Genomic DNA, 18663 nt, shown 5'->3' on the forward strand with positions numbered 1-18663 from the left:
AATTACGAATTACGAATTACGAATTAGCTGATGTAGAGGTAAGGTTTCTGTGAATATCGAACAATTGGTAGTTGATCTTAGTAAACAGGGTGTAAAGTTGTGGGTTGAAGGTGAGCAGTTACGTGTTAATGCTCCAAAAGGGGTATTGACACTAGAAACTCGTGACTTATTAGCTAAAAATAAAGCAGAACTTATCTTCTTGCTGCACGAGAAAAATGCGGACACCGATACAGATTTCCCCCCGATCAAAGCCGAGCGTCCTCAGAACTTACCTCTGTCTTTTGCCCAAGAACGACTCTGGTTATTAAACCAGTTGGAACCAGATAACTCTTCCTATAACGAACAAGCAGCTCTAAAACTTCACGGTAAATTAAACGCTGTGGCGCTAGAGCAAAGTCTCAACAAAATTATCGATCGCCACGAAGCCTTACGTACTAACTTCAGCACTATCAATGAGCAGCCAGTCCAGGTAATTACTGACAGCTTAAACTTAAATGTGCCGATAGTAGACCTATCAGAATTACCTGAAAGTGAAAGAGAAATCGCTTGCCAACAATTAGCCACAACTGAAGCTAATCAACCCTTTGACCTTGCTAGTTCTCCTTTAATCCGAGCTTCTGTGGTTAAACTCACAGAAGTAGAACACGCTTTGGTACTAACAATACACCACATTGTAGTGGATGGTTGGTCAATAGGCGTATTGATGCGCGAGTTAGCAACCATTTACTCAGCCATCTGCAATAACTTGTCCCTAGAGCTACCTGAGCTACCAATTCAGTATGCCGACTTTGCGATTTGGCAACGGCAATGGTTGCAATCAGAAGTACTCCAAAGGCAGCTTGATTACTGGAAGCAACTACTCAACAACGCTCCTACCTTACTAGAATTACCCACAGACAGACCAAGACCAGCGATTCAAACTTTTCGGGGCGAAATTCAATATGGAGAATTTTCAGTTGAACTGAGTGAAGCGATCGCTAATTTCACTAGGCAAGAGGGAGCCACCCTATTCATGACGCTGTTTGCGGCATTTGTCACCTTGCTTTATCGCTATACAGACTCCGATGACATTGTAGTAGGTACGCCCATTGCTAACCGCGATCGCTTGGAACTTGAAGGGTTAATTGGCTTTTTTGTCAACACTTTAGTATTACGTACCGATTTATCTGGCAACCCCACTTTTCAGCAATTGCTAAGTCGAGTGCGGCAACTGACACTGCAAGCTTACGCTCATCCAGACCTGCCCTTTGAGGAGTTGGTAAAAGCATTACAGCCACAACGCGACCTCAGCCATACGCCACTGTTTCAGGTGATGTTTGTCCTCCAGAATGCGCCCATATCTGAAGTAGAGCTTGCTGGCTTAACTATCAGTTCTTTACCAGCCCAAAGCACAACTGCCAAGTTTGATTTAACTTTATCAATGCAGAACACTGCAACTGGGTTGGTGAGCGTGTGGCAGTACAATGCTGACTTGTTTGATGCCAGCACAATCGAGCGGATGAGGGGGCATTTCCAAACATTGCTCGAAGGAATTGTTGCTAACCCTCAAGAGCAGATTTCACAATTGCCTCTGCTAACAGAAATTGAACAACAGCAGTTATTACTAAAGTGGAATGATACAGGGGTAGATTATCCCCAAGATAAATGTATTCATCAGTTATTTGAGGAGCAGGTTGAACGTACTCCCGATGCTGTAGCAGTGGTGTATGAAAATCAACATCTTACATACCACGAATTAAACTGTTGCGCTAACCAGTTGGCGCACTATCTCAAGTCTTTGGGTGTAAAAGCCGATGTGCTAGTGGGTATTTGTGTAGAGCGTTCCTTAGAAATGGTGGTGGGACTGCTAGGGATTCTGAAGGCGGGTGGCGCTTATTTGCCACTTGCTTCAGACTATCCTACCGAGCGTTTGCGCCTGATGTTAGAAGATGCTCAAGTTTCAATATTGCTGACTCAGCAGAAACTCCTCGACAGATTGCCTGAGCATACTGCACAGCGTGTTTGTTTAGATGCTGACTGGCAGCTTATTTCTGAGTTAAGTCAGGATAATTTAATACCTGAGACACAAGCAGCTAACTTGGCTTATGTGATTTATACCTCCGGTTCTACAGGTCAACCCAAGGGAGTGCTGATTGCCCATCAAGGATTGCTAAATTTGGTGTTCTGGCATCAACGCACTTTTAAAATCACGACCTTAGACAAAGCTACTCAGCTAGCAGGAACAGCATTTGATGCTGCTGTATGGGAGTTTTGGCCTTACCTGACCGCAGGAGCAAGTATATATTTAGTCAAACCTGAAATTCTTCTATCCCCAGTAGATTTGCAAGATTGGTTGGAATCGAAAAAGATCACTATCAGTTTTCTACCAACGCCAATGGCAGAGCAATTATTGTCTCTGGAATGGCCAGAAAGTACAACTTTGCGAACTATGCTAACTGGGGGGGATAAGCTTCATCGATATCCATCAGCTTTACTCCCTTTCCAGGTAGTGAATAATTATGGCCCAACTGAAAATACTGTTGTCACAACTTCAGGACTAGTAGTTTCTAATGGGCAGGATAATAATATTTCACCACCCATCGGTCGCCCTATAGCCAATGTTGAAATCTATATATTGGACTCTTATTTACAGCCAGTACCTGTAGGTGTACCAGGAGAATTGCATATTGGTGGTGCAGGATTAGCAAAAGGCTACCTTAACCGTCCAGAGTTAACACAAGAAAAATTCATCCCCAATCCTTTTAGTGATGAATCACATTCCCGCCTCTACAAAACTGGGGATAAAGCACGCTATTTAAATAATGGCAACATAGAATACATAGAACGTATTGACGACCAAGTAAAAATACGTGGTTTCCGCATTGAGTTGAGCGAAATTGAAGCAGTATTGAGCCAACATAGTGATGTGCAAGTATCTTGTGTCATCGCCCGTGAGGATACCACTGGTGATAAACGTTTAGTCGCTTACTTGGTAGCACATCAGGACTGTAAACCCGCAATCAGCGAACTACGACAATTCCTCAAAACAAAGCTTCCAGAGTACATGGTGCCAAGTGCTTTTGTAATCTTGGAATCCTTACCCGTGACTCCTAACGGCAAAGTTGACCGCCGCGCCTTACCAAAACCAGACTTAGACACCACACTGCTAGAAAAATATGTCGCCCCGCGCACACCCATTGAGGAAATGCTGGCACTCCTTTGGGCACAAGTGCTGAACCTAGAGCTTGTAGGCATATATGATAACTTCTTTGAACTTGGGGGACACTCACTACTAGCAACACAACTGGTTTCACGTATCCGCAACATTTTCAAAGTGGAACTACCATTGCGTGAATTGTTTGCCAGATCAACAGTTGCAGAATTGGCGCAATCGATTGGGCAATTGCAGCAAAAAAATTTAGAACTTTCTACACCATTCATCACACAAAGGGCAGAGAATGCTCAATTACTACTGTCTTATGCTCAACAGCGTCTCTGGTTTTTAGACCAGTTCGAGCCGAACAGTGCCTTATACAACATTCCTATGGCTTTGCGTCTAGTCGGAACTCTGAATCAAGTTGCCCTAGAACAAAGCTTGCATGAAATTATTGCTCGCCACGAAGCATTACGTACCAATTTCGTCACTGTTAATGGACAAGCAACTCAAATTATTCAAAAACAAGCGAATTGGACATTTTCAGTTGTTAGCTTGAAGCATTTATCAACAACCGAACAAGAAATTACTACACAGCAATTAGCGCAACAACAAGCTATTGAGCCTTTTGACCTGGCAAATCAAGCATTAGTTAGGGCGACATTACTAGTGCTGTCCGAGACAGAACACATTTTATTAGTGTGTATGCACCATATTGTCTCTGATGGCTGGTCAATGGGTGTGTTTCTTCAAGAACTAGCAGCACTGTACAACGCTTATTCTCAAGCTCAACCGTCGCCTTTAGCACCACTGCCGATTCAGTATGCAGATTTTGCACTGTGGCAAAGACAATGGTTGCAAGGAGGCGTACTGCAAAGCCAACTGAGTTACTGGCAACAGCAACTCAAAGATGCACCAGCCTTGTTGTCCCTACCCACAGACCGACCAAGACCTGCTGTGCAGACTTTCGCTGGCGCACATCAAGAGTTTGCACTCTCACAAAAGCTTACTCAAGGATTGATCCAACTAAGTCAAAAGCAAGGAGTAACCTTGTTTATGACGCTGTTGGCAGCTTATGATACCCTGCTTTACCGCTACACAGGTACAGAAGACATTTTGGTGGGATCTCCCATTGCTAACCGCGATCGCAGTGAGATAGAAGGGTTAATTGGCTTTTTTGTCAACACCTTAGTGATGCGTACCAATTTAGCAGGTAATCCGAGCTTTAGTGAATTACTGGGTCGTGTTCGAGAAATGGCAATGTCGGCATACACTTATCAGAATTTGCCTTTTGAAATGCTGGTGGAAGCATTGCAACCACAAAGAGACCTCAGTCATACACCATTGTTCCAGGTGATGTTTGCACTTCAGAATATGCCTTTGTCTGGAGTAGAGTTGGCTGGGTTAAGTATCACTCCATTGATGCCAGAAAGCACAACTGCCAAGTTTGATATTACCTTACTAATGCAGAACACTGCTGATGGACTAGTGGGTGTATGGGAATATAACACTGACTTATTTGATGCGGGCACAATTGAGCGGATGACTGGTCATTTTGTGACATTGCTTGAAGGTATTATTGCTAACCCAGAACAGCAAATCTCACAATTGCCCCTACTGACAGAAGTCGAACAGCATCAGTTATTAGTGGAGTGGAATGATACTCAGGTAGATTATCCACAAGATTTGTGCATCTATCAGTTGTTTGAGGAGCAAGTAGCGCGTACACCCGATGCTGTAGCGGTGGTGTTTGAAAACCAACAACTGACTTACCAGCAGTTGAATTGTCGCGCAAATGAGTTGGCACATTACTTGCAGTCTTTTGGAGTGGAAGCAGATGTCCTGGTCGGCATTTGTGTAGAGCGCTCCGTAGAAATGGTTGTAGGGTTACTGGGCATCCTCAAGGCAGGTGGAGCTTATGTACCACTTGACCCAGACTATCCACAAGATCGCTTGAGCTTCATGGTAGAAGATGCTCAAGTGAGAGTGCTGCTGACACAACAGCAACTCAAGGAAAAGTTACCTCAGCATCAAGGGCAGGTTGTATGTTTAGATACTGATGCTGGTTTGATATCTCTGTCCAGTCAGGATAATCCAATTACTACAGTGCAAACTAGTAACTTGGCTTATGTAATTTACACATCCGGTTCCACTGGCAAGCCCAAAGGAGCAATGAACACCCACTTGGGGATTTGCAATCGCCTACTGTGGATGCAACAAGCTTATCAATTAACAGCACTAGATTGCATTTTACAGAAAACTCCTTTTAGCTTCGACGTTTCAGTTTGGGAGTTCTTCTGGCCATTAATCACTGGAGCGCGTTTAGTTGTAGCTAAACCAGGTGGACATAAAGATAGTGCTTACTTGGTCAACCTAATTTTAGAGCAGCAGGTTACAACACTGCATTTTGTTCCTTCTATGCTCCAGGTTTTCTTAGAAGAACCAAGTCTCGAAAACTGCCGTAGCTTGAAACGAGTTATATGTAGTGGTGAAGCTTTACCTGTAGAACTTCAGGAACGCTTTTTTGCTCGGTTAGAGTGTGAATTGCACAATCTTTATGGGCCAACAGAAGCGGCAATAGATGTCACCTACTGGCAATGCTTTCCAGATACCAATCTTAGGACAGTACCGATTGGTCGTGCGATCGCCAACACGCAAATCTATATTTTAGACGAGCATCTGCAACCTGTTCCTGTAGGTGTAGCCGGAGAATTGCATATTGGTGGTGCAGGATTGGCAAGAGGCTATCTCAACCGTCCAGAGTTGACAAAAGAAAAATTTATTTCCAACCCCTTTGACAATTCAAAATTATATAAAACTGGAGATTTAGCGCGTTATTTACCGGATGGCACAATTGAATACATCGGACGAATTGATAACCAAGTAAAAATACGTGGTTTCCGCATCGAATTGGGAGAAATTGAGGCATTACTGAACCAACATGACGATGTGCAGGCATCTGTAGTCACCGTCCGCGAAGGCAATCCAGGTGATAAACGCTTAGTCGCCTACATAGTAGGACATCAAAAGCATCCACCTACAATCAGCCAGTTGCGTCAATTCTTCTCTAGTCAACTGCCACAGTACATGATACCTCATGCTTTTGTGATGCTAGAGTCCCTGCCTCTTACTCCCAACGGCAAGGTAGACCGCCGCGCATTAAAAGTACCAGACTCTCGTGGAGAACTGGAAGTCAGTTTTGTAGCCCCACGCAATCAAATCGAAGAAATATTAGCGCAGATTTGGGCAGAAGTTCTGAGAGTTGAGCAAGTAGGCATACATGATAACTTCTTTGAACTTGGCGGAGATTCTATTCTCAGTATTCAAATCATCAGCAGAGCAAAGCTTGCAGAATTGCAACTGACTCTCAAGCAATTATTTGCACATCAAACAATTGCAGAATTGGCCATAGTGGCAAATGTAGCGAGTGTTATCCAAATAGAACAAGGTTTGGTGACAGGGACATTACCTCTAACGCCAATTCAACTCTGGTTTTTTGAGCAAAATTTACAACAGCCGTATCACTTTAATCAATCATTCCTGCTTTCAGTACCATCTGACCTCAAACCAAAGCTATTAAAGCAAGTATTGCAGCAATTGCTAGTACATCATGATGCTCTGCGCCTACGTTTTACACAATCTGACTCTACTTGGCAGCAAATTCACTCTGCTGTGACTGATAGCGTTGCTTTCTCTGACGTAGACTTATCGGCACTTCCACAGAATGAGCAAAAAACTGCCATTGAAGCTAGTGCAACTTGCTTACAGGCGAGTTTGAATCTGTCAGAAAATCTAGTGCAAGTTGCCTTTTTCCATCTGGGTATTGACAAAAGGGCACGATTACTAATCGTTATCCACCACTTGGTAGTTGACGGCGTTTCTTGGCGACTTTTGTTAGAGGATTTGCAAACAGCTTACCAGCAACTTGCTCAAGGTAAAGTAATTGCACTGCCTGCTAAAACAACTTCTTTCAAAGATTGGTCTAACAAACTAACCAAATATGCACAGTCAGAAACTCTCAAATCCGAGGTGGCTTATTGGTTGAATGAATCTCGCGCCGCAGTTCCTTCTATCCCAGTGGACTATAAAGGGGCAAACACTGTTGAAGTAGCTAGTACAGTAACAGTGTCGTTAAATGAGACACAAACTCGTGCCTTACTGCAAGATGTGCCAAAAGCTTACAACACTCAGATTAACGATGTGCTACTAACTGCTTTGGCGCTGGTTTTGAGCAGATGGACTAACTCTAAGAGTGTGCTGTTCAGCTTAGAAGGTCATGGGCGGGAAGATATTATTGATGATGTAGATTTGTCACGCACTATCGGTTGGTTTACAACCATTTTCTCTGTACTTTTGGAACTGGGAGCAACAGAAAATCCAGCCGATGCCTTAAAATCTGTCAAAGAACAACTGCGGGCTATTCCTAATAAAGGAATTGGCTATGGCTTATTGCGTTATCTGAGTCAGGATGCAGAAATTGCTGCTCAACTACAGGCATTACCGCAAGCAGAAATCAGTTTTAATTATTTGGGTCAATTTGACCAACTGCTCAATACATCTTCTTGGATGCAGCTAGCTAGTGAGTCTACGGGACACAGCCACGGTTTGCAGAACAACCGCGCTCATCTACTAGATATTAATAGCGTTATTGCTGGAGAACGGTTACAAATAGATTGGACTTACAGCCCAAATATCCACCAGCACGCCACAATCGAAAGTCTGGCACAAGAATTTGTCAAGACATTGCTTGGACTAATTGCTCATTGTTCATCACCAGAGAGTGGAGGTTATACACCTTCAGATTTCTCGTTAGTCAAGCTCAATCAGCCAGAAATAGACCAACTGTTGGCAAGTTTAGTATTCAAAAATCAATCAGGCAAAACTAACTCCAGAAATATTGAAGATATTTACCCGCTCTCGCCAACCCAACAGGGTATGCTGTTTGAGAGTTTGTACGCTCCAGACTCAGGAGTATATTTTCAGCAGTTAAGTTTAACTTTGAGTGGAAAGTTGAATGTGAAAGCATTTGAGCAAGCTTGGCAGCAAGTTATAGCACAGCATTCAATCTTGCGGACTGCTTTTGTTTGGGAGCAATTAGCACAGCCACTTCAAGTAGTGTATCGGCAGGTGGATGTTAACCTCAACAGCCATGATTGGCAACAGCTATCTGCACAAGATCAACAACAGCAATTAGAGCTTTTGTTGCACTCACAGCGAAAACAAGGTTTCCAACTGTCTCAACCACCACTGATACACCTGAGCCTCATCCAATTGAGTGCAGATACTTATCAATTTATTTGGAGTTCTCATCACTTATTGCTTGATGGCTGGTCGATGCCTTTGGTTCTCAAAGACTTATTGTACTTTTATCAAGCGATTTCTCAGGGTGAAAATTTAGTTGTTCAACCAACTCAAAGCTACCGCAACTATATTGCTTGGCTACAGAAACAAGACTTAGCGCAAGCTGAACAATTTTGGAAAGAAAAACTCCAAGGTTTTACCGCACCCACTCCTTTGAGTGTTGATAAAAAACAATCATCAAACCGCAAAAAGTTAGATTCTAGCTACAGCGAACAACAAATCCAACTGACAGTGCAAGCGACAGCCATAATCCAAAGTTTTGCACGGAAGCATCAACTGACGATAAATAATTTGGTGCAAGCAACTTGGGCATTACTGCTGTGTCGCTACAGCCAAGAAACCGATGTAGTTTTTGGTGCAACTGTATCTGGTCGTCCGCCATCTCTTGTTGGTATCGAGTCGATGGTGGGACTATTTATCAACACCTTGCCAGTGCGAGTTCAAGTTTCAGATGATACCCAAGTGTTGGCTTTGTTGAAGGATTTACAGGCGCAACAAGTTGAATCTGAGCAATATTCATATAGCTCATTGGTGGAGATTCAAGGTAAGAGTGAAATCAACAGAGGAACGCCTTTGTTTGAGAGCATTGTTGTCTTTGAGAATTATCCAGTTGATGAGGCAGTGCATAGCCAGCCGCCGAAGGCATCGCACAATTACAGTTTCTCTATAGACAAGATTCACGCTATTGAACAAACTAATTATCCTCTGACTTTAGTTGCTGCTGTTGGTAAGCAATTGTTGGTGAAGATTAGCTATGATATTAGCCGCTTTGATGATGCAACAATTACTCGCTTGTTAGGACATTTCCAAATATTGCTTGAGGGAATTGTTGCTAACCCAGAACAGCAAATCTCACAATTGCCCCTGCTGACAGAAGCCGAACAGCATCAATTATTAGTGGAATGGAACGATACTCAGGCAGATTATCCCCTTGATAAGTGCATCCATCAGTTGTTTGAGGAGCAGGTTGATAGCACGCCCGATGCAGTAGCAGTTGTGTTTGAAAATCAACAACTCACTTACCAGCAGTTGAATAGTCGCGCTAACCAGTTGGCGCACTACCTGAAGTCTTTGGGAGTGTCCGCAGATGTGCTGGTGGGTATCTGTGTGGAACGCTCAATAGAAATGGTGGTGGGATTGTTGGGTATTCTCAAGGCGGGTGGGGCTTATGTGCCAATTGACCCGAACTACCCACAAGAGCGGATTCGTTTCATGCTCGAAGACTGTGGGGCAAAGGTTTTGCTCACCCATAGTCAACTCAAATTGGGGGCTGGGGATTGGGGATTAGGGACTGGGAATAAAGAAACTTTTCCGCAATCCCGCTCGATACTGTGTTTAGATTGCAATAACTTTGCCAACCAACCTACAGAAAACCCCAGTCGGCAAAGTCAACCCGATGATTTAGCTTATGTAATTTACACATCAGGCTCTACAGGACAACCCAAAGGGGTACAACTACTGCATCGAGGTTTAAGTAATTATTTACATTGGGCTAAAGACTACTATGCAGTAGCACAAGGACGAGGTACACCTGTGCAGTCTTCTCTTAGCTTTGATGCAACCATTACATCACTGTACCTGCCGCTAATTTGTGGGCGTACCACCATCTTGGTAAGAGAAAAACAAGAGTTGGAGCTTCTAGCAAACATTGTTAAACAAAACAATCATCTATCCCTGGTCAAAATCACACCTTCGCATCTAGAAATACTCAATCAGCAAATTGAGCCTGATACAATGCCGAATCGGGTCAATGCCTTTGTTTTAGGCGGTGAGGCATTACACGCTAACCAAATAATCCCGTGGCTGACTCATGCCCCCAATACCCGCCTGATTAACGAATATGGGCCGACAGAAGCGGTTGTCGGGTGTTGTGTCTACGAAGCAACTAGAAAAAGGGATCTGGCAGGTGATTTATTAATCGGACAGCCAATTGCCAATGTACGTATTTACATTTTAGACAACCAAAACAAACTCCTGCCTGTCGGCATTCCTGGGGAACTTTGTATTGCCGGGGTTGGTTTAGCCCGTGGCTATCTCAACCGTCCCGAACTCACATCTGAAAAATTCATCGAACTCGACTTATTTGGTAAAAAAGAACGAATATACAAAACTGGCGATTTAGCCAGATGGTTGCCTGATGGTAATCTTGAATACCTGGGACGTATTGATAATCAAATAAAAATTCGCGGTTTCCGCATCGAGTTGGGAGAAATTGAGGCATTACTGAACCAACATGACGATGTGCAGGCATCTGTAGTCACTGCCCATGAAGATACCCCAGGTGATACTTGTACTGAGCGAAGTCGAAGTAAACGCTTAGTTGCCTACGTCGTGCCGCATCAGCATACACCCACAATCAATGAACTGCGGCAATTCCTGAAAGCAAAGCTACCAGACTACATGGTGCCAAACGCTTTTGTGATGTTGGAATCAATGCCACTCACTCCCAACGGCAAAGTAGACCGTCGCGCCCTACCTGCACCAGATTTACACAGTGAACGCACAGAAAAATATGTAGCCCCACGCACCCCTATAGAAGAGACGCTGGCACAAATTTGGTCACAAGTGCTGAAAGTAGAGCAAGTAGGCATACACGATAACTTCTTTGAACTTGGGGGACACTCGCTACTAGCAACACAAGTACTTTCACGCATCCGCGATCGCTTTAAAGTCAAACTCCCTTTACACGAATTGTTCAATACCTCGACCATAGCTGAATTAGCACCATCAATCGAGAAGTTACAACAACAAAACTCAGACCTAACTGTTCCACGCATTCTACCAAGGAGCAAGAGATGATGACTGAAGAATTACCCCTATCTTATGCTCAACAGCGTTTGTGGTTTTTAGACCAGTTAGAGCCGAACGGTGCTATATACAACATCCCTTTAGCTTTGCGTCTAGTGGGAAATCTCAATCGGGCTGCCTTAGAACAAAGCTTTCAAGAAATTATCGATCGCCATGAAGCGTTACGCACTAATTTCATTACGGTTGATGGAAAACCTTCTCAAATTATTCAAACACAAATTAATTGGACAGTTTCAGTTGTTGAGTGCGAACATCTGCCACCAAGCCAACAAGAAATCGCTACACAGCAATTGGCGCAACAACAAGAGATTCAGCCTTTTGACTTGGCAGAGGGAGCATTAGTCAGAGCGACATTAATTGTGCTGTCTAAGACAGAACACATATTGTTACTGTGTATGCACCATATTGTCTCTGATGCCTGGTCATTGGGTGTGTTTATCCAAGAGCTAGCAGCACTGTACAATGCTTATTCCCAAGGTGAGCCGTCACCTTTAACACCACTGGCAATTCAGTACGCAGATTTTGGCATTTGGCAAAGAGAGTGGTTACAAGGGGAGGTACTGCAAAATCAAATCTCGTACTGGCAACAACAACTAAAAGATGCACCAGCCTTGTTGTCACTACCCACAGACCGACCAAGACCTGCTGTGCAGACTTTCGCTGGCGCAATTCAAGAGTTTGCCCTCTCAGTTGAGTTAACTAATCAGCTGACACAACTGAGCCAGAAACAAGGGGTGACTTTGTTCATGACACTTTTGGCAGCCTTTGATACCCTACTTTACCGCTATACAGGACAGTTAGACATTTTAGTAGGGTCTGCGATCGCAAACCGCGAACACAGTGAAATTGAAGGGTTAATTGGCTTTTTTGTCAATACTTTAGTCTTGCGTACTGATTTATCAGGCAACCCCAGTTTTAGCGAATTACTTTCTCGCGTTCGGCAAATAGCTCTAGGAGCATACTCTCATCAAGAGTTGCCATTTGAAATGCTAGTTGAGGCATTACAACCAGAACGGGATCTCAGCCATCCACCACTATTCCAGGTGATGTTTGTCCTCCAGAATACGCCCATGTCTGGAGTAGAACTTGCTGGCTTAACTATCAGTTCTTTGCCACCCCAAAGCACAATTGCTAAGTTTGATTTAACTTTATCAATGCACAACTCAAGTGCTGGACTAGTGGGGATATGGGAATATAACACTGACTTATTTGATGCCAGCACAATTGAGCGGATGGCAGGGCATTTTGTGACATTGCTCTCTGGAATTGTTGCTAATCCAGAGGAGCGGATTTCGCAATTGCCTTTGCTGTCACAGACAGAGCAACAGCAGTTATTAGTTGAATGGAACAATACTCAAGCAGATTATCCTGTTGATAAGTGTATTCATCAGTTGTTTGAGGAGCAATCTTTGAGTACCCCGGATGCTATAGCTGTAGTATTTGTAGACGAGCGCAGCGAGGCTTCTCGAAGAGTAAATCAACAACTGACTTACCAGCAATTGAATTGTTGCGCTAATCATTTAGCTCATTACTTACAGTCTTTGGGTATAAAACCAGATACGCTGGTGGGTATTTGTGTGGAACGCTCAATAGAAATGGTGGTGGGACTGTTGGGGATTCTCAAGGCAGGTGGAGCATACCTACCACTTGACCCAGAGTATCCTACTGAGCGTTTGGCTTTCATGTTAGAAGATGCTCAAGTTTCCATACTGTTGACTCAACAGCGACTTATTGACAGACTTCCTGAGCATCAAGCAAAACTTATCTGTTTAGATGAAGCTTGGGAACAAATTGCCCAACATAATCAAGATAACCCAACCAGTGAAGTCAAAGCTTTTCATCTAGCCAATCTGATTTACACTTCTGGTTCAACAGGTAAACCTAAAGGTGTGATGGTTGAGCATAAGGGATTATGCAACTTAGCTCAAGCTCAGATTCAAACTTTTGGCTTGACTTCGGATAGCCGCGTTCTTCAGTTTGCCTCTTTCAGTTTTGATGCTTCCATCTCAGAAATTTTGATGGCTCTGGGGTCAGGTGCAACGCTGTATCTGGGAACAAAAGACTCTCTACTGCCTGGGAAGCCATTAATTGAGCAATTAAGCGATCGCAGCATTACCCATATCACCCTACCACCATCGGCGTTAGCAGTTATGCCTGGGTCGGAACTTCCGGCACTGCAAACAATAATTGTAGCGGGAGAAGCAAGTTCATCTGAATTAATCAGACAATGGTCTACTGGCAGAAACTTCTTCAATGCCTACGGGCCAACAGAAGCTAGTGTCTGTGCTGCGATCGCAAAATGCACTGAAGATGATAATAAAATATCTATTGGTAAGGCGATCGCTAACGTCCAGATTTATATTTTAGATGAATATCTGCAACCAGTACCGATTGGTGTACCAGGTGAATTGCATATTGGTGGTTTGGGGTTGGCACGAGGCTACCTTAATCGTCCAGAGTTGACAAAAGAAAAATTTATTCCCAACCCGTTTAAGGGAGCAGGAGAGAGTAAATTATATAAAACCGGAGACCTAGCACGCTATTTACCCGATGGCAATATTGAATACCTGGGACGCATCGACAATCAGGTAAAAATTCGGGGCTTCCGTATCGAGTTGGGAGAAATTGAAGAATTACTGAACCAACATAGCGATGTGCAGACAGCTTGTGTTATTGCCCGTGAAGATCATCCAGGTGATACTTGTACTGAGCGAAGTCGAAGTAAACGCTTAGTTGCCTACGTGGTAGGACATAAACAGCATCCACCTACAATCAGCCAGTTAAGATCCTTCCTCTCTAGCCAACTGCCACAATACATGATACCTAATGCTTTTGTGATACTAGAGTCTTTACCTCTGACTCCCAACGGCAAGGTAGACCGTCGCGCATTGAGAGCGCCAGACTCTCGTGAGGGACTGGAAATAAGTTTTGTCGCCCCGCGCAGCCCAATTGAAGAAATCCTGACGCAAATTTGGACACAAGCGCTGAAAGTAGACCAAGTAGGCATATATGATAACTTCTTTGAACTTGGGGGACACTCACTGCTAGCAACGCAACTAGTTTCACGTATCCGCAACATTTTCAAAGTGGAACTACCATTGCGTGAGTTCTTTGCCAAAACAACAGTTGCCGAATTGGCGCGTTCGATTGAGCAATTGCAGCAACAAGACTTAGAATTGGTTTCTCCACCCATCTTACCAAGGGCAGAGAATGCAGAATTACTACTGTCTTATGCTCAACAGCGTTTATGGTTTTTAGACCAGTTCGAGCCGAACAGTGCCATATACAACATTCCTATGGCTTTGCGTCTAGTCGGAAAACTTAATCAAGTTGCCTTAGAACAAAGCTTCTATGAAATCATTAATCGCCACGAAGCCTTAGGCACTAACTTTGTGATAGTTGATGGCAAACCTTCTCAACTTATTCAAACACAAACAAATTGGACAGTTTCAGTTGTTGGCTTGAAGCATTTATCAACAATTGAACAAGAAATTGCTACACAGCAATTAGCGCAACAACAAGCTAATCAACCGTTTGACTTAGCAAACCAAGCATTAGTTAGGGCAACATTAATTGTGCTGTCCGAGACAGAACACGTTTTGAGTGTATGTATGCACCATATTGTCTCTGATGCCTGGTCAATGGGTGTGTTTATCCAAGAACTAGCAGCACTGTACAACGCTTACTCTCAAGGTGAGCCGTCACCTTTAACACCATTGCCGATTCAGTACGCAGATTTTGCGTTATGGCAAAGAAATTGGTTGCAAGGGGAGGTACTGCAAACTCAAATCTCGTACTGGCAACAACAACTAAAAGCTGCACCAGCCTTGTTGTCCTTACCCACAGACCGACCAAGACCTGCTACACAGACTTTCGCTGGTGGACATCAAGAGTTTGCACTCTCAGTTGAGTTAAGCAATAAGCTGACAAAACTGAGCCAGGAGCAAGGGGTTACTTTGTTCATGACGTTGTTGGCAGCGTTTGATACGCTACTTTACCGCTACACAGGTACGGAAGATATTTTGGTGGGTTCGCCAATTGCAAACCGTAATCGTAATGAAATTGAGGGGTTAATTGGCTTTTTTGTCAATACTTTAGTGTTACGTACTGACTTATCAGGCGATCGCAGCTTTAACGAATTACTTGGTCGCGTTCGATTGATGGCAATAGATGCTTATGCTCATCAGGACTTACCTTTTGAAATGCTAGTAGAAGTATTGCAGCCAGAACGGGATCTCAGTCATACACCACTTTTCCAAGTGATGTTTGCCCTCCAGAATGTGCCTATGTCTGAGATAGAGCTTGCTGACTTAACTATCAGTTCTTTGCCAGTAGAAAGCGCAACTGCCAAGTTTGATTTGTTTTTATCAATACAGAACATAAGTAATGGACTGGTGGGTGTATGGGAATATAACACTGACTTATTTGATGCCAGCACAATTGAACGGATGACTGGACATTTTGTGGCATTGCTCTCTGGAATTGTTGCTAACCCAGAGGAGCGGATTTCGCAATTGCCTTTGCTGGCACAGACAGAGCAACAGCAGTTATTAGTTGAATGGAACAATACTCTGACGGATTATCCCTGTGATAAATCTATCCATCAGTTGTTTGAGGAACAAGTAGAGCGTACACCCAATGCAGTGGCGGTGGAGTTTGAAAATCAACAACTTACTTACCAGCAGTTAAACTGCCGTGCTAACCAGTTGGCGCACTACCTGAAGTCTTTGGGAGTATCCGCAGATGTGCTGGTAGGCATTTGTGTAGAGCGATCGCTAGAGATGGTAGTAGGACTACTTGGCATTCTCAAAGCTGGTGGAGCTTATGTGCCACTTGATCCAAACTACCCTCAAGAGCGTTTGGCTTTCATGTTAAAAGATGCTCAAGTCTCAGTGTTGCTAACCCAACATTCACTCCTCGACAGACTGCCTCAGCATCAAGCTCACCTTGTCTTTTTGGATACTGACTGGCAGATGATTTCTCAGTCGAGTCAGGATAATCTCATTTCTGATGTGCAAGCAACTAATTTGGCTTATGTAATTTATACCTCTGGTTCTACAGGTAAGCCTAAAGGTGTAGCCTTGAATCAGCTTGCTCTTTGCAATCTGATTCTGTGGCAACTGCAAAATAATACAATTTCCACTGGAGCAAAAACGCTGCAATTTGCTCCTATTAGCTTTGATGTCTCCTTCCAAGAGATGTTTTCTACCTGGTTTTCAGGAGGCACATTGTTCTTAATTACGGAGGAATTGCGCCGAGATACCTCAGCTTTGTTAGGTTTTCTCCAAGAAAAAGCAATTGAGAGACTGTTTGTTCCCTTTGTAGCCTTACAGCAACTAGCTGAAGTCGCTGTTGGTAGTGAATTAGTTAATAGTCATCTGCGGGAAATCATTACTGCTGGGGAACAGTTGCAGATTACTCCCGCGATTTCTCAATGGTTAAGCAAACTAACTGATTGTACTTTGCACAATCATTACGGGCCATCGGAAAGCCATGTAATTATCACTTTTAGTCTGAATAACTCAGTAGAGACTTGGCCGCTACTGCCTCCGATTGGTCGTCCCATTGCTAACACGCAAATTTACATCCTGGATCAGTACCAACAGCCTGTACCCGTCGGTGTAGCAGGAGAATTGCACATTGGTGGTGTCTCTTTGGCGCGAGGCTATCTCAATCGGCCAAAGTTAACACAACAGAGATTTATCCCCAATCCCTTTAGCACTGACCGGCATTCACGCCTCTACAAAACAGGGGATTTAGCCCGCTATTTACCAGATGGCAACATCGAATACCTGGGACGTATTGACAATCAGGTTAAGGTGCGAGGCTTCCGCATTGAATTGGGAGAAGTTGAAGCAGTACTGAGCCAGCATGGAGATGTGGAGGGATGTTGTATCATCGCGCGCGAAGATACTCCGGGTGATAAAAGGCTAGTTGCTTACGTGGTAGCACATCAGGACTCTACACCCACAATCAGCGAACTGCGGCAATTCCTGAAAGCAAAGCTACCAGACTACATGGTGCCAAGCGCTTTTGTAATGTTGGAGTCAATGCCACTAACTCCTAGCGGCAAAGTAGACCGCCGGGCATTGCCTGCACCGGATCTACACAGCAGTAATTCAGACAAATATGTAGCTCCACGCAACCAAGTAGAACTGGAACTAACGCAAATCTGGTCAAGAATTTTGAAAGTTGACAAGGTGGGAGTAAAAGATAACTTCTTTGACCTTGGTGGTCACTCTCTTTTAACTCCTTACTTAATGGCTCAAATTAAACAGCAGTTTGGTAAAAATATTGCGATCGCTAGCCTTTACCAAAATCCAACTATTGAACAATTGGCGACTATTCTACCATTCGATTCAGATTCTAAGAGTGGATCTCCCTTGGTAATACTTCAGCCGCACGGTTCTAAGCCACCTTTGTTTTGTCTTCCTGGGGCTGCGGGCTATCCCTTTTACTTGTATGATTTAGCCCGTTGTCTGGGTTCAGACCAACCATTTTACAGTTTCCAAGCAATTGCTCCTGGTGAAGGAGGAGAATTAATTACCCAAGTTGAAGATGTAGCCACCCGTTATATTCAAGAACTCTTTGTTGTCCAACCACAGGGGCCGTATTTTTTAGCAGGGCATTCTTTTGGCGGTAAATTAGCCTTTGAAATGGCGCAGCAGTTACTTCGTAAAGGTCATAAGGTTGCTTTAGTTGCCATTCTTGATACTACAGCACCATTTCATCAGAACAATCCATCAGCTTTTGATTTGGATAACACTAAATGGTTGGCTGAATTAGCAGACACAATCGAAGTTGTTTACGGGAAAAAGATGGATTGTTCTGTTGATACTCTTCAATCTATGGTTTGGGAAGATCAACTGAAATATGTTCTAGAAAGGTTAAAGAATGCTGATATCTTACCTCCTGACGATGAAATTACGCAGCTTAATAATATGGTGCAACTGCTCAAAGCTAACGCTGTAGTGAATTATGTACCACAAGAGATTTATCCAACCAAAATTACTCTCTTCCGCGCCAAGGAGAATGTCGTCAAGGTTGATGAATCTAATAGTGAAGTACTTTCTGATATTTTGCAGGATTTTCACTGGGGCTGGAGCAAATTTTCTGCCGAACCAGTGGATATTCATTTTGTCCCAGGTAATCATGTGACGATGATGAATCTTCCCCACGTTCAGGTCTTAGCGGAAAAGTTGAAAGCTTGCATTGAGAAAGCACAAGAAGTTAGAGGCGATGGATATGAATCTGAGAGGATATCTGAAAAGTTTTTTTTGTATACAACACCTAACCCTTGGAGATCCCCCTAAATCCCCCTTAAAAAGGGGGACTTTAAGAGTCTTATTCCCCCCTTTTTT

The 18663-nt window shown here is 43.6% G+C and carries 1 protein-coding gene and 1 pseudogene; both read left to right on the forward strand.

Going from position 1 to position 18663, the window contains the following annotated elements; genetic code table 11:
• The first annotated feature begins 49 nt into the window (after positions 1–49).
• Positions 50–11293: an amino acid adenylation domain-containing protein gene (locus VB732_RS20775; RefSeq protein ID WP_416235761.1), complete on the forward strand. Its 11244-nt coding sequence runs from the start codon at positions 50–52 to the stop codon at positions 11291–11293.
• A pseudogene (locus VB732_RS20780) lies at positions 11290–18615 on the forward strand (amino acid adenylation domain-containing protein); the annotation flags it as partial. The gene VB732_RS20775 and the pseudogene VB732_RS20780, both read left to right, overlap by 4 nt.
• Positions 18616–18663 lie beyond the last annotated feature (48 nt).

Source organism: Nostoc sp. UHCC 0252 (assembly GCF_034931145.1).
Lineage (GTDB): Bacteria > Cyanobacteriota > Cyanobacteriia > Cyanobacteriales > Nostocaceae > Nostoc.